The organism is Phaeobacter sp. PT47_59 (assembly GCF_028890025.1).
GTDB lineage: Bacteria > Pseudomonadota > Alphaproteobacteria > Rhodobacterales > Rhodobacteraceae > Phycobacter.
This window is the reverse complement of record NZ_JARCJL010000001.1, coordinates 373262-387141: the sequence shown is the minus strand read 5'-3', so window position 1 is coordinate 387141 and position 13880 is coordinate 373262. Positions and strand designations below refer to the sequence as shown.

Sequence of the window (13880 nt, the reverse complement as noted above, 5' to 3'; positions counted from 1 at the left end):
ACAGATGTCCGAAGGTCTTCCTGTCCGCCATCGCCCTCGCAGCCCTCGTCATTTACTGGCTATGAGTCCTGAGCCTAGGCGCATTCGGATGACGGGTTGGGGGCCTTTTTTGGAGCTGAACCGGAATGAGTGGCAACCATACCCCCATGACGGCATGGTTGAAGCGTGGGTAGGGCGACCGGTTGCGGAACGGACATTGGCAGAGAATCCCTCACATTCCGACTTCTGGCGTGTTGACCGTTTCGGAAAGCTCTACACAATTCGTGGGTACACCGAAGACGGTCTCGAAACCACGCCAGCTGGGCAAGTCATTGATGTGACACTGCCGGTCTGGCGAGTAGGAGAAGCAATGTACTTTGCACTGCGGTATGCGGAACAGTTCGAGGATGTCGAGGCGATAGCAATTCGAGTTCGATTCACAGGACTGAATGAAAGAAGGCTCACCAGCATAACAGGACAGCGGATGATGATGGACTATCGGATCAGTCGAACTGATGAGGTTCTGTTGGAAACCACCGCCAGTCTCGTTCAGCTTCGCGACAATATGGTCGAGGTGATTCATTCCTTACTCATCCCTCTGTACGAGGTATTCAATTTCTTTCCCCTGTCACAGGCGCTTGTCGAAGAAGAATTGGAGCGTATGAAGCAAGGGCGCTTTTAAACGTTGACCTTGACGGCTTTGGTATTGTCGGAACGGATGTAGTTAGTTTTTATCTAAGCTGCCGACGCCGATGCGAAGTTTTCTCGCTTTGCTTGAGTTCCTGTGATCGTCCAAGGGCGAGCCTCTCGTCCGCCTCGAGCTGGGGCCGGTCATGCGCAGCACTAGGTATGAAGGTCGGCTCTGAGCCGTTCGTCGTGTCGGGCCACGCCCTGCGGCCCGAACTTCGCAAATGTCGCTATCTGGGCAAAGCTGACAGCCGAACCCGCCGTCAGAACCGCCAGAAATCCGTTCCAAGTTCGGAATGCTTCATCATGGGCGCTGTTTCTGCCTATCTTGATGTTTTTGCGCCATGTTTCGCATTCTTGGAAGCGTCCGCAGATTTTCCAGCCTATTTCCGAGATCCGGGGCATGTTCGCAACACGGAGTTGGCCACCTTGGGGGCCAATAAGCACGATTTTTTACGTTTCAAAGTGAAACTTGCCCATCAAAGTAACGGATGCTTCACCGGATCTGGCTAACGTGACCGCCTAGTTAGCATCCCAATCCTGCATTAGAATAGATAGGCAGCAATCATGCATCGGTTCTCAATCCGCACCCAAGTCTTCGCACTGGGAGGAACATTCGTTGCCATGCTTTTGGCAATCGCGATGACCTCCTGGTTCGTCAGCAATCGTCTGACAGACAGCATTCAGCAATCCCGTGAGGTGGTTGCCCAGCTGAAAAGCCTCGACGACATGAAGGAAGATATCGAGCAGGGCCTGGCCGATCTTTACTCCTATGCCTTGGGGGATGACCGTGGCCTGGACGGGCTGCGTGGCAACATTGAAGAGGTCGCCGTAGAGCTTGCCGCTGCGAAGGCACGTTTTGTCGATGTCGAGATGGACAATGCCCGGCAAGCAGATGTCTACGAGATCCTGATGGAACTGGTGCCAGCGGTGGAGGGTTTTCAGGGGGCGTTCGCCGGTCTGGCGAAAGCGGCTCCAGAGGCCCGCAAAGACCTGGCCTATAGCGATGTTGTTCCCAGAATTGTCCATCTGCGCGACACCATCAACGGCTTGCAGGATACCATTGGCGAACGCAGCCAGCTTGTTGAGCAGCAGATTTCCGATCAGAGCGCGAACAGCGAAACACTCCTCTTCGTTGCCAATGTCGTCGCCATGGGCGCTGCCTTGGTTATGGCAATGGTGTTCGGCTATCTTCTGAGCCGTCCCATCGTGCAATCCGCCGATGCCGTGAACCGGCTGGTCGAGGAAGATTACGACAGCCCGATCGCAGGCACCTACCGGGGCGACGAGGTCGGAGAGATCGCGCGCAATCTGGAAAGCCTGCGCGACCGCCTGGCAAGTGCCAAGGAGGCCGAGGAAAAAACCCAACAGGAAAACGGCGCGCGGGTCGAACTGTTCCACGATTTGAGCATCGCCATGAGCAGTCTCAAGGCCGGGAACATGCAGCACCGGATTGAAACCGCCAAATGGGCAAGCCTGGGCGACAGCTACGAGCTGCTGTGCATCGACTTCAATGATCTGGCCACTGGACTGGCCGATCTGGTGGATCAGCTGCGCGGCAGCGCTGGCGCAGTGGAGCAAAGCGCCGAGGATCTCTCGGGCATGTCCGATGAGATGTCCCAACGGGCTGAAACACAGGCTGCAACCCTGGAGCAATCGGCGGCAGCGCTGGAACAGCTGTCCGCCAGCGTGAATTCCGCAGCGGAACAGGCCCAGTCGGCAGATGCCCTGGCTGCGGAAGGACGCGATCGGGCCCAGCAGGGCGGCCAGGTGATGGAGCAGGCCTTGCAGGCGATGACCTCGATCTCGGCGGCGTCGGAGAAGATCAGCCAGATTACCACCGTGATCGACGATATCGCCTTTCAGACCAGCCTTCTGGCCCTGAACGCAGGCGTCGAAGCGGCGCGCGCAGGCGAAGCCGGACGCGGCTTTGCTGTCGTGGCCTCCGAAGTGCGCAACCTTGCTCTTCTTGCGGCGAAGTCTGCGAATGAAATCAAGGATCTGGTCGGCATCAGCGCGAAAGAGATCTCAGATGGCGAGCTTCTGGTTCAGGCCACCGGCAAGACGCTTGCGGAGATCGTCGAAAGCGTCACCAGCGTCTCGGAACTGGTGTCCGCCATCGCCGCCTCGGCCACGGAGCAGGCGTCGGGGCTGCAGGAAATCAACGTCGGTGTGTCGCAACTGGACCAGGTCACACAGCAGAATGCGGCAATGGTGCAGGAAACCAGTTCCGCCAGCCAGAAGATGAAGAGCGAGGCTTCGCGTCTTGCGGAACTGCTGCAGCGCTTTTCCGATACGAAGAACGATCAGAAACGGGTGGCTTGACTGTGGTAGCGTCACAGCCAGCAAGGGGGCCTCGGCCATCTACTGCCACGCTGTGACGTTTTCCCGCTCCCTGTTTCAAACCTGTTTCAACGCCCCCGGGCCGCCGCACCCGGGGGCGTTTTTGACTGCCGTCGAGAGCGGCTTTTCAGCATTCGCCTTCGGATCTGCCACCCCATTTAATCGGGGGCAGGGCCGCCATTGGGCCTGCAATGGGGCGTGTCCCAAGCAACCGGTTGCGGGTGCGGCTTGCGCAGGCTCTAACGCTCCCGCGCGGGGCTGCGCAGGGGCGCGCGGCTGCGGTCGTTGCCGGCATCTGTCGCCTTTTGCAGAAGCCGCATGAACTGCTCCTTTTCCTCGGCATTCAGCCCGGTCAGAATCTCGCCCTGAACCGCATCGACCAAGGGTTGGACCTGGGCCAGCACCTGCAGGCCCACCTCGGTGACCTCAAGCTGGCGGGCACGGCGGTCCGTGGGGCTGATGCTGCGGTCAATCAAGCCTTTGCTCTCCAACCGGTCGATGACCTTGCCCAATGTTGCCCGGTCATAGGCGATCAGCCCCGCAACCGAGGCCTGGTCAATACCGGGATTGGAGCAAATGGCCCGGAGCGCGGCATATTGCACAGGGGTGAGATCGATCTTATGGGCAGCAACCGTTTCGGCGAACTGTGCCACTGAAATCTGGTGCAGGCGGCGGATCAGGTGGCCGGGGAACCGGTGCAACTCCAACGTGTGGGGGTCATCGTCTGGCATGGTCATAGAGGAATTTCGGCTCTTTTGGATCTTATCCTGCGCTTTGAGAATAAAGCAGAAAAGGCGGCAAATGGCCACAATTACTGTGGCCGATGCCCGGTTCCGCCACTTGATGTTGAAAAGCCACTTTTCCTGGCGCGTGGGCCGGGATAGATCTGTCCAATGGCTTTGAGTTTCTCTTCCCTGCAGGACATGTTCGACCACGGTCATGACAGCGTGATCGATGTGCGCAGCCCTGCGGAATTCGCCGAAGATCATGTGCCGGGTGCCATCAACTTGCCGGTTCTCAGCAATGAGGAACGCGCGGAGGTCGGGACGATCTACGTGCAGCAAAGCCCTTTCCTGGCGCGCAAGATCGGCGCCGCCATGGTGTTTCGCAATGCGGCCCGTCACATCGAAGAGACCCTGAGCCAGCAGGAAGGTGGCTGGCGTCCGCTGGTCTATTGCTGGCGCGGCGGCCAGCGGTCGGGCAGCTTCACCTATCTGTTGCAGCAGATCGGCTGGCGGGCCGAGATGATCAAGGGCGGGTATCAATCCTATCGGCGGCTGGTCCACGCCATGCTCTATGAGACCGATCTGCCTCATCGGCTGGTGCTGCTGGATGGCTACACCGGCACCGCGAAGACCGACCTCTTACAGCACGTGGCGGAGGCGGGCGGTCAGGTCCTGGATCTGGAAGCCATGGCCAATCACCGGGGATCGCTCCTGGGGGATATGCCCGGGGATCAACCCAGCCAGAAGGCCTTTGAATCCGCCCTTGCCGGGGCCCTGGTGCGGCTTGATCCTGCGCGCCCGGTGCTGGTAGAGGCGGAATCGAACAAGATCGGTGCGCGCATCATTCCGCCCGCGCTGTGGTCGCTGATGAAACAGGCCCCCCGCATCGAGCTGAGCGCCCCGGTCGAAGAACGCTGCCGCTACCTGATGCGCAGCTACCGCGACAGCCTGCCGGAGCCAGAGGCCCTGTCGGAAACGCTGGATCGGCTGCGCGCGCATCGCTCCAACGCGGTTGTCGATGGCTGGCAGGAGTTACTGGCAACCGGGGATATGGCCGGTTTGGCAAGCTCCCTGATGGTGCAACATTACGATCCAGCCTATCAAAGTTCCCGCCGTCACATCGGTGCGGGAGTGATGGCGGAGGTTGCGCTGGACAGCCTGGAGCCGACGGCGCTTTGCGCGGCGGCTGGCACGGTGCTGAAGCATCTTGATGCCGTGCAGGGGCTGCGGCCAGACATGGAGCCTAGCGCAGAATGATCTGACCGGCGCCCGCCACGACCTGGCCGATGATCGCGGCCTGATGGCCCGCCTTTTGCAGCTGTGCAACCGCATCTGCGGCCTTGTCCCGGGGCAAGGCCGCCAGCAGGCCACCGGCGGTCTGCGGATCAAACAGCAGATCCTGGGCACCGCTGGTGCTCCAGTCGGGCAACAGAGCTGCATTTTCCGGGAACAGCGACGAGCGGATACCCCTTTCAGCCAGGACAGCCGCGCCCTCCATCAGCGGGATCGCTTCAAAGCTGAGTTCGGCGCTGACGCCGGAGGCTTCGCAGATCCCAAGCAGATGCCCGGCGAGGCCAAAACCGGTGACATCGGTCATCGCATGGGCATCGGGTGACAGGACCTGAGAGGGTACAGCCTGTGACAGTTGCATCTGGGCAAGTGCTGCCGCGATCCAGGCGCCCTCGGCCTGGGTGGCCATCTCGGCCGCCATGATCACTCCGGATCCAATCGGTTTCGTCAGCACCAGCGCATCGCCGGGCCGTGCGCCCGCCAGCGTCACCGGATCGCGCGTAGACAGCCCGGTGACGGTGAAACCCACGGTCAGCTCATCCCCAAGCGAGGTATGCCCGCCGATGATTTCGGCTCCGGCGTCGCGCATCACGCTGCGGGCGGCCGCCATGATTTCTACCAGGGTACGCTGTTGCAGGGCGGGCGCCAGGCGCGGCAGGATCAGGTTTGCGGTGGCCGCCTGGGGGGCTGCCCCCATGGCCCAGATATCGCCAAGCGCATGCACTGCCGCAATGCGGGCCATCACGTAGGGGTCGTTGGTAAAGGCGCGCAGATGGTCGGTGCTGATCACCTGGCGGGTGGATCCCATGGTCAGAAGGGCGGCGTCATCGCCGGGCAGCGGCGTGATGTCGTCGCGTGTGCTGCTGCCGGTCGTGTTGCCCAATGCGGCGCGCAAGGCCCCCCGTCCGGCCTTGGCGCCACAGCCGCCGCACATGGGCTTATCACCAAGCACAACGGGCAGGTCCTCGGTGTGTTCTGCAGGCAGCTCGGGCGCTTCCATCTGCGGCAGGCTGCGGAATTGCTCCATGAAACTCTGGTCGATCCGATCCTTCCAGCGCCAGACATATTTCCCGGCAAAGAGCGTGCCAAATCGTTCCCCCAGGGCCTCTTTCTGCCCCATGGAGATCAGCTTGAGATAATCCTTTTGCGGTCGGTAGCTGCGCATGGGGTCGCCGGTTGCGGCAGCCCGCAGGTTGTGCAGCAGGATCGGTGCCTGGCGCACCGCATAGACGCCGGCCTTGGGGCGCGGGGCATAGGCCAGATGGGCGCAATCCCCGGCGGCAAACACCGCCGGATCCGAGGTCTGCAGGGTGTCAGAGACTGTGAGGAACCCCTCGTGGTGATCCAAGCCACTGTCTGCCAGCCAATCATGGGGGCGTGCTCCTGCGGCTCCGGTGGTGAAATCCGACAGGATTTCACGGCCACTGTCGAGTTCGATACGGTCGGGGTGAATGCGGGCAACCCGGGCGTTTTCGATCAGGGTGACACCCTGTTCGGCAAAGGCGCGGCGCAGACGGCCACGGATGCCGTCGCTGGCGGTGCCCAGGACCTCTCCGCTGTCGATCAGGGTCGCCTGCGCCAGGCGGTCCCGGACCCGCAGGGCATGGGCCATGGCCAGCACCAGCTCCGCCCCGGCAACACCCCCTCCGATCACCGAAATGCGCGCCGGGCCGTCACCCTCCCTAAAGGCGGCCCATTTCTGGGCAAAGACACCCAGCGGTTTTGCCGGAACGGCGTGGTCCTGGAAACCGGCCAGATCCGGCATTTCCGAGGTGATCCCCACATCGACCGAGGCCACATCGAAGGCGATATCTGGGCGCCCCGAGATCTGTACTGTGCGGGCGACGGGATCCAAGCCTATGGCGCTCCCCAGCACCAAACGCGCGCCTGCAAAGCGCGCCAGACGCACCAGATCGATGTCGAGATCAGCCCGGTCGTAATGGCCTGCGACGAAGCCGGGCAGCATGCCCGAATAGGGGGCGGTGGGGCCGGGGTTGATCAGGGTGAGCCGGGCACCGGGCAGCGGGCGCATGCCCCATTTCAAGAGCACCAGCGCATGGGCATGGCCGCCGCCGATCAGCACCACATCCTTGGTCTGGGGCAGGCGGGGCGTATCCATGGCGTGGTCTTTCGAAACTATTTGGCCGACAGGTCGCTCAGGTCCCCGTCGGGGTGTCGTCCTGCGGTGTGTTATGCGTGGACCAGATTGCGTCTTTTCCGGCCGGAGGCAAGGTGCCTGTCTGCTCGCGCCGGTGAATGTGAACCTTGGCGATGAAATGCGCGGTGACCGGGGCGGTCAGGAACAAGAACAGGGTGATCATCAGCTCGTGCAGGGACAGGTGTCCCTCAATGGCGATGGCATGGGCAATCGAGGCCAGAAGAACGCCGCCCACACCCAGCGTTGTCAATTTGGTGGGGGCATGCAGGCGCGACATCGGATCGTTCAGCTTCAAAAGCCCGTAGGATCCCAGCAGGCCGAAGAAGCCGGCCATCAGCAGAAAGGCTGTGATCAGTATCTCAATGAACATGTCGATGCACCTCACTCGATGATATTGCCGCGCAGGATGAAGCGCGCATAGGCCACGGTGGAGACAAAGCCGAGCATGGCAATCAGCATCGCCGCCTCGAAAAAGATCTCGGTTCCCAGCGCCAGACCGTAAAGAACCATCAGCGCGATGGCATTGATGAACATGGTATCCAGCGCCAGGATGCGGTCGGCCACGGTGGTGCCGAACATCACCTTCCAGAGGTTCATCAAAAGGGCCATCGCAAAGCAGAGAAAGGCAAACAGGGCCGCAGCTTCAATCATTCGAAAATCTCCATCAGGCGGCGCTCGTAACGCTGTTTGATCGCGTCCCGCTGGGCATCGGTGTCGTCGCAATCCAGGCAATGAACCAACAGGGCATGCCCCTCGGCCGACAGATCCGCCGAGACGGTGCCCGGTGTCATGGTGATGGTGCCCGCCAGAACGGTGATCGCCTCAGGCGTGCGCAGATCCAGCGGGATGGCGATCCAGGCCGGGCGCCGATCCGCGTTTGATTTGAACAGGACAATCCGCGCCACGGTGATATTGGCAATCACGATGTCCCACAGCACCAGAAGGATATAGGCGGCGATCTTCATCGGGTGTTTGATGCGCACTTGCTTCTGCCAGAAGGGCTGGGTCAGGAAGGGGATCAACAGGCCCAGCAGGAAGCCGAAGACCAGCGAGTTCAGCGTGAAACTGTTGACGGTCAGAACCCAGGTCAGCGTCAGCACCAGGGTCAGGATCGGATGAGGAAGCAGTCGGTGCAGCAGTTTCATTTTCCAGCCCTCTCCAACACGGTTTCAAGGTAGGCATCCGGTGCAAATAGCTGCGCCGCCGTGGCCTCGGCATAGCTCATCATCGGCCCGGCAAGGATCGTCAGCAGGATCAGCGCGGCAAGGAGGCCGAAACAGGCCACGAAGGGCAGGGCCGAGTTGGAGCTTGTCGCTTGGACCGGCGGGGGCGTTGCGCCTTTGTCCAGGGTGTGTGTCTGCGGGGGCAGCCCATGGCTTTTCCAGAAGATCAGACTGCCCGCGCGCGCCAGGCCGATGATGGTGACCAGCGAGGAGACCAGGATCACACCCCAGATCCACCAGACCAGATCATGGCCCCGCGCGGCATCCATCACCAGAAGCTTGCCGATGAAGCCCGACAGCGGCGGCATCCCGGCCAGGGCAATGGCACCGGCAAAGAACAGCGCGGCGATCAGCCCGCTTTGCGCCATCACGGGTTTGGCGGCAATCTCGCCGCCCTGACGTTCCATCACCATGTCGGCGATCAGGAACAGCAGCGCTGCGGCCAGGGTCGAATGCACGGTGTAGTAAAGCGCGGCGGCCACCGCTTCGGGGGTGAACAGCGCGACGGCGGTCAGAAGCGTCCCCATCGAGGTAATGGCGCCAAAGGCCATCAGCCGACCGATCTCACGCGCGCCCAGGACCCCGATGGCACCCACGGCCAGGGTGATCAGCGCGGCAGGCAGCAGCCAGTCTCCGGCAAGGCCCGCGGTTACCTCCAGCTCGGGACCAAAGACCAATGTGTAGACGCGCAGGATCGCGTAGGCGCCGACCTTGGTCATGATCGCAAACAGCGCTGCGACCGGCAGCGGCGCATTGGCATAGGAGGCGGGTAGCCAGAAATGCAGCGGCAGAACCGCAGCCTTGATCGCAAAGACCAACAAGAGCAGCATGGCGCCAACGCGCAGCAATGCGGTATCCTCGGCCGGTAGCTCGGCCACGCGCACTGCAAGGTCCGCCATGTTGAGTGTGCCGGTCACCGCATAAAGCGTTCCCAGGGCAAACAGGAACAGGGTCGAGCCGAGGAGATTATAGACCACATATTGCACTCCGGCCTGGAACCGCCGGGCGCCGCCTGCATGGATCATCAGCCCGTAGGAGGCGATCAGCAGCACTTCGAAGAAGACAAAAAGGTTGAAGGCATCGCCGGTCAGAAAGGCGCCGATGATGCCCATCAGCTGGAACTGGAACAGGGCGTGGAAATTGGCGCCCCGCGCATCCCAGCCGGTGCCGATGGCATAGAGCAGCACGGCCAGCGCCAGAACCGCGGTCAGCACGATCATCATCGCCGACAGGCGGTCCAGGACCAGAACGATGCCAAAGGGCGCAGGCCAGTTGCCCAGCTCATAGACCTGCACGGTGCCGTCAGCGGCCTGGATTGCCAGCGCCAGGCTGATCAGGGCAATGCCGACCGTGCTGGCAGTCGAGAAGATGCGTTTCAGGTCGATATGGTAGCGCAGCACCATGATGATGAAGGGGGCAACAATCGCCGGCAGGAGAATGGGCGCGATCAGCAGATGATTCATGCGTCCTCTCCCGTCTTGGCAGCATCGTCGTCCAGCATGTCGATCCGGTCATCCTGCGCCGAGAGATAGGCCGCAAGCGCGATCATCACCACTACGGCCGTCATCCCGAAGGAGATCACGATCGCGGTCAGAACCAGCGCCTGGGGCAGCGGATCGGTATAGGCGACCTCTGCGTATTTGTTGAGGATGGGCGGGGCATTGACCATCAGACGACCGGTGGCGAACAAGAAGACATTCACCGCATAGGTGACCAGCGACAGCCCCAGGATCACCGGGAAGGTGCGTCTGCGCAGGATCAGATAGACCCCGGCAGCGGTCAGCAGGCCAACAGCGGAAGCAACCAGAAGTTCCATGCTCAGACCTCGTTTTCATTCTTGGGCGCGTCATCACGGGCCGGGTTGATATCCATGGCGTGTTCCGAGGAGACACCCGGCTGCCAGGCAAAGCGTGACAGGCTTTCAAGCGCCAGCAGCACGGCACCGACCACTGCGAGGAAAACGCCAAGGTCGAACAGGGCGGCGGTGGCCCATTCGAACTCGTTCAGCGGCGGCCAGTGGAGATAGCCAAAGGCGGATGTCAGGAAGGGCAGGTCGTTGAACCAGGCGCCGATCCCGGTCGCGGCGGCAATCAAAACGCCGGAGCCGATGATGCCATGGTAGTAGAAACGCTGCCGTTCAGAGGTCCAGGAAAAGCCCGATGCCATATATTGCATGATCACCGCAATCGCCGCGATCAGGCCGGCGATGAAGCCGCCTCCGGGCAGGTTGTGGCCGCGGAAGAAGATATAGGCCGCGATCATCAGGGCCAGCGGCATCATCACCCGGGTGGCAACCACCATCATCATCGGGTGGGCATCGCCCGCCTGTGGCAGATCCGGTTTGCGGTTCAGCAGGTAGGCGCGCACCCGGCTGCCCAGAACTGCCTCGGTCAAGGCGTAGATCACCATTGCCGCGATACCCAGCACGATGATCTCGCCAAAGGTGTCAAAGCCACGGAAATCGACCAGGATCACATTCACCACATTGGTGCCGCCGCCGCCCTTGTAGGAATTGGCGAGGTGGAATTCCGAGATCGGGGGGGCTGCGAAATCGCGCATCATCAGCGCATAGATCAGCCCGCCGGAGCCAATCCCTGCCACCACCGCGATGGCGCCGTCGCGCAGGCGGGTCAGGGCCGGGGTCTCGACCGGAGTTTCCTTGGGCATGAAGTTCAGCGCCAGGAGCATCAACACGATGGTCACCACCTCGACCGACAGCTGGGTCAGGGCCAGGTCGGGGGCCGAGAGGTAGTTGAACGACATCGACACCACGAGGCCGACAACACCGACCAGGATCAGCGCCAATAGGCGATTGCGGTGGCGGGCGACGATCATCAGGGTCGCCAGAACCAGGCTCAGCCAGCCGAGGGCTGGAATGGGCTCAATGGCTTGCAGCGCACGGGTGGCCGGTCCGGTTGTGCCACTTTCATAGGCGTACCAGCCCAGGGCCAGGGTGAAGGCAACCATGATGGCGCCATAGCGCGTGATCGCACCATTGTGCAGCCCGTCTGTGATCCCCTTGGCCAGCCGTGCCAGCGCCTCCATCACGGCATCGAAAATCACCTTTGCCTCAGGCCGCGGCGCCGCGTTCCAGGCGCGCATCACCGGGCCGTGGGCGGCCAGCAACAGCGCGCCGCCCGCAACGGCGACGATCGACATGTAAAGCGCGGGCGTGAACCCGTGCCAGAGTTTCAGCGAATAGTACGGAAGTTCTCCGCCGCCGATCACCGCACCGGCCGCGACCGCCACCAAGGGCCCCGCGAGTTTGGCCGAGAACAGCCCGATCAGGATGACCAGCGTGATCAGAGCGGCAGGCGCCAGCCACAGGCCCGCTCCGGGATCATGGGGATGGCCGGGGTAGTCGTCGCGTTTGGGGCCAAAGAAGACATGCACGATGAAGCGGAAGGAATAGGCAGCAGAGAACAAGGCCGCAATCAGTGCAAGGCCGGGCACTAAGTAGTGAGAGCCAGCCCAAACGGTGTGAACGGTTTCCTCCAGCATCATCTCTTTCGACAGGAAGCCATTGAAGGGGGGAATGCCCGCCATCGACAGGGCGGCGACCAGCGCGATGCTAAAGGTCACCGGCATCAGGTGGCGCAGACCGCCCAGGCGCTTGATATCGCGGGTATGCGCCTCGTGATCGACGATCCCGGCCGACATGAACAGCGCCGCCTTGAAGGTGGCGTGGTTGATGATGTGGAAGACGGCGATCACCGCCGCGAGTTTGGTGCCGAACCCAAGAAGCATGGTGATCAGCCCCAGGTGGCTGACGGTGGAAAAGGCCAGAAGACCCTTCAGATCATCCTTGAAGAGGGCAATCACCGCGCCCAGGGCCATGGTTACAAGGCCGGTGGTCGCCACGATGTAGAACCACTCGGGCGTGCCCGCAAGAACCGGCCACATCCGCGCCATCAGGAACAGGCCTGCCTTCACCATGGTGGCCGAGTGCAGATAGGCCGACACGGGCGTCGGCGCGGCCATGGCGTGCGGCAGCCAGAAATGGAACGGGAACTGTGCGGATTTTGTGAAACAGCCGATCAGGATCAGGATCAGCGCGGGCAGATACAGGGGGGAGGCCTGGATCAGATCCTTGTTCTGCAAAATGACGCTCAGGTCATAGGACCCCGCGATATGGCCCAGGATCAGCATGCCCCCGATCATGGCAAGGCCGCCCGATCCGGTGATGGTCAGCGCCATGCGCGCGCCCTGGCGCCCTTCGGGCAGGTGTTTCCAATAGCCGATCAACAGGAAGGACGACAGCGATGTCAGCTCCCAGAAAATCAGCAACAGCAGGATGTTGTCAGACAGAACGATCCCCACCATCGCGCCCTGGAACAGCAAGAGATAGGTGTAGAACTGCCCCATCGGATCCTCGCGCGACAGGTAGAACCGCGCATAGAGGATGATCAGCAGGCCGATACCAAGGATCAGCGTGGCAAAGAGGAAGCCCAGCCCATCGAGGAAGAAGTTCGCATTCAGTCCCAATCCCGGCAGCCAGTCGAAACGGGCGGTGATGACCTCTCCGCTGAACACTGCCGGGGCGTGCAACAACAGCCCGGCAAAGGCCAGGAATGTGGTCAGACCGGCAGCGGAGGCCGACGCGTTGCGGCCCGCTCTGATCAAGAGAGCAGGGAATACGGCGCCAAGAAAGGGCAGGGCCGCAATCAGAAACAGGGACACGTGCAGTTCTCCCGAGTTGGCGCTAGGCGCATTTTACTTTGCCTAAGCAATTTTTCATTTTTTTGCCAGTCCGCAGGCGCCATTCTGTCGGTAAACGTGCATTTCGGACTGGAGATATTGGGTGTCGCCATCAGATGGGGCCGGAGGGGCGAGTTGACAAGATTTTGAATAGTCAAAAATCCTCTGTTGTGCAGAAGGGTCACGCAAATGCCGGAAATGGGCTAAGATAGGCGCCATGTCGGCAGTGTGGAACGCACAGTCTGACAGAGCGGATGGGGAGAGATGCCGATGCAGTCACCACGGGTAAAAGCGACCGGTCGGGCGGAGGGGCGCAGCACAGTCCTGTCGCGCCGAAACTTCATCGCTTTGGCAGGTCTTGCCGTCACTGGCGCAACCGCGGGCGCCCTGATCTGGCGCTTCCAGCCTGCACCCGATCACGACCAGCCGCGTCTGTCGGTGGCAGAGGCCTTTGCCAGTGCAGGATCGGGCCAGATCACCCTGGTCGACATCCGCACGCCGCGCGAGTGGCGCAGCACCGGGGTTCCGGTGGGCAGCATCCAGATCGACATGCGGCGTGACGATTTCACCGAGGCCCTGTCCGTGGCGCTGCAGGGGGATCGCTCGGCGCCGGTGGCATTGATATGTGCCCGCGGCGTGCGCTCTGCGCGAATGGTGCGGCAGCTGGCAGAGGCGGGGTTCTCGCAGATTATCGATGTGCCCGAAGGCATGCTGGGTTCGCGGGCCGGTCCCGGCTGGATCGCGGGCAACCTGCCCGTGGCCCGCTGGCAGGGATAG

13 protein-coding genes are annotated in these 13880 nt (G+C 61.8%); 5 read left to right on the top strand and 8 right to left on the bottom strand.

Annotated elements, in window-relative coordinates; all coding sequences use genetic code 11:
- The 3 genes from PXK01_RS01735 to PXK01_RS01725 all read left to right on the top strand — a co-directional run.
- Positions 1-661 (top strand): hypothetical protein (locus PXK01_RS01735; RefSeq protein ID WP_274858613.1); only part of this gene is annotated, 661 nt, incomplete at its 5' end.
- Positions 662-828: 167 nt separating this feature from the next.
- Entirely contained in the window at positions 829-1179 is a 351-nt protein-coding gene (locus PXK01_RS01730; RefSeq protein ID WP_274858612.1) for a hypothetical protein, read from the top strand.
- 54 nt (positions 1180-1233) lie between these two features.
- The gene (locus tag PXK01_RS01725; protein ID WP_274858611.1) at positions 1234-2991 is read left to right on the top strand and encodes a methyl-accepting chemotaxis protein; all 1758 of its coding nucleotides are present in this window, start codon (positions 1234-1236) and stop codon (positions 2989-2991) included.
- Between the two features lie 257 nt (positions 2992-3248).
- Here PXK01_RS01725 and PXK01_RS01720 read toward each other — a convergent pair whose 3' ends face one another.
- Entirely contained in the window at positions 3249-3746 is a 498-nt protein-coding gene (locus PXK01_RS01720; protein ID WP_342455866.1) for a MarR family winged helix-turn-helix transcriptional regulator, read from the bottom strand.
- Between the two features lie 156 nt (positions 3747-3902).
- Between PXK01_RS01720 and mnmH the strand changes: the two genes are divergently transcribed.
- On the top strand, positions 3903-4991 hold the full coding sequence (mnmH, locus tag PXK01_RS01715; protein WP_274847872.1) for a tRNA 2-selenouridine(34) synthase MnmH: 1089 nt from the start codon (positions 3903-3905) through the stop codon (positions 4989-4991).
- On the opposite strand, the gene selD is transcribed toward mnmH, so the two are convergent.
- Genes selD through PXK01_RS01680 form a run of 7 tightly spaced genes read right to left on the bottom strand, consistent with a single transcriptional unit; the run spans position 4978 to position 13085 of the window.
- A complete protein-coding gene (gene selD, locus PXK01_RS01710) occupies positions 4978-7143 on the bottom strand; it encodes a selenide, water dikinase SelD (protein WP_274858610.1) in 2166 nt (721 codons plus the stop codon). The genes mnmH and selD overlap by 14 nt on opposite strands.
- A gap of 37 nt (positions 7144-7180) precedes the next feature.
- Positions 7181-7558: a Na+/H+ antiporter subunit G gene (locus PXK01_RS01705; protein WP_274847993.1), complete on the bottom strand. Its 378-nt coding sequence runs from the start codon at positions 7556-7558 to the stop codon at positions 7181-7183.
- A 5-nt stretch (positions 7559-7563) separates the two neighbouring features.
- Positions 7564-7833, bottom strand: coding sequence for a K+/H+ antiporter subunit F (locus PXK01_RS01700; protein ID WP_274847874.1), 270 nt, complete (start codon positions 7831-7833; stop codon positions 7564-7566).
- Positions 7830-8327, bottom strand: a complete 498-nt coding sequence (locus PXK01_RS01695) for a Na+/H+ antiporter subunit E (RefSeq protein WP_274847875.1) — start codon at positions 8325-8327, stop codon at positions 7830-7832. The genes PXK01_RS01700 and PXK01_RS01695 overlap by 4 nt, the downstream gene beginning before the upstream one ends.
- A complete protein-coding gene (locus PXK01_RS01690) occupies positions 8324-9868 on the bottom strand; it encodes a monovalent cation/H+ antiporter subunit D (RefSeq protein ID WP_274858609.1) in 1545 nt (514 codons plus the stop codon). Before PXK01_RS01690 ends, PXK01_RS01695 begins: the two co-directional genes overlap by 4 nt.
- Positions 9865-10221: a Na+/H+ antiporter subunit C gene (locus tag PXK01_RS01685; RefSeq protein ID WP_274847877.1), complete on the bottom strand. Its 357-nt coding sequence runs from the start codon at positions 10219-10221 to the stop codon at positions 9865-9867. Before PXK01_RS01685 ends, PXK01_RS01690 begins: the two co-directional genes overlap by 4 nt.
- A gap of 2 nt (positions 10222-10223) precedes the next feature.
- The gene (locus PXK01_RS01680) at positions 10224-13085 is read right to left on the bottom strand and encodes a monovalent cation/H+ antiporter subunit A (RefSeq protein ID WP_274858607.1); all 2862 of its coding nucleotides are present in this window, start codon (positions 13083-13085) and stop codon (positions 10224-10226) included.
- Between the two features lie 288 nt (positions 13086-13373).
- On the opposite strand from PXK01_RS01680, the gene PXK01_RS01675 reads away from it, so the two are divergent.
- Positions 13374-13880, top strand: a complete 507-nt coding sequence (locus PXK01_RS01675; protein WP_274858605.1) for a rhodanese-like domain-containing protein — start codon at positions 13374-13376, stop codon at positions 13878-13880.

Excerpts from the sequence above, each read along its gene's own strand:
- PXK01_RS01730 (WP_274858612.1), top strand. The coding sequence starts at position 829 with ATGAAGGTCGGCTCTGAGCCGTTCGTCGTGTCGGGCCACGCCCTGCGG.
- PXK01_RS01725 (WP_274858611.1), top strand. The coding sequence starts at position 1,234 with ATGCATCGGTTCTCAATCCGCACCCAAGTCTTCGCACTGGGAGGAACA.
- PXK01_RS01720 (WP_342455866.1), bottom strand. The coding sequence starts at position 3,746 with ATGACCATGCCAGACGATGACCCCCACACGTTGGAGTTGCACCGGTTC.
- mnmH (WP_274847872.1), top strand. The coding sequence starts at position 3,903 with ATGGCTTTGAGTTTCTCTTCCCTGCAGGACATGTTCGACCACGGTCAT.
- selD (WP_274858610.1), bottom strand. The coding sequence starts at position 7,143 with ATGGATACGCCCCGCCTGCCCCAGACCAAGGATGTGGTGCTGATCGGC.
- PXK01_RS01700 (WP_274847874.1), bottom strand. The coding sequence starts at position 7,833 with ATGATTGAAGCTGCGGCCCTGTTTGCCTTTCTCTGCTTTGCGATGGCC.
- PXK01_RS01695 (WP_274847875.1), bottom strand. The coding sequence starts at position 8,327 with ATGAAACTGCTGCACCGACTGCTTCCTCATCCGATCCTGACCCTGGTG.
- PXK01_RS01690 (WP_274858609.1), bottom strand. The coding sequence starts at position 9,868 with ATGAATCATCTGCTGATCGCGCCCATTCTCCTGCCGGCGATTGTTGCC.
- PXK01_RS01685 (WP_274847877.1), bottom strand. The coding sequence starts at position 10,221 with ATGGAACTTCTGGTTGCTTCCGCTGTTGGCCTGCTGACCGCTGCCGGG.
- PXK01_RS01675 (WP_274858605.1), top strand. The coding sequence starts at position 13,374 with ATGCAGTCACCACGGGTAAAAGCGACCGGTCGGGCGGAGGGGCGCAGC.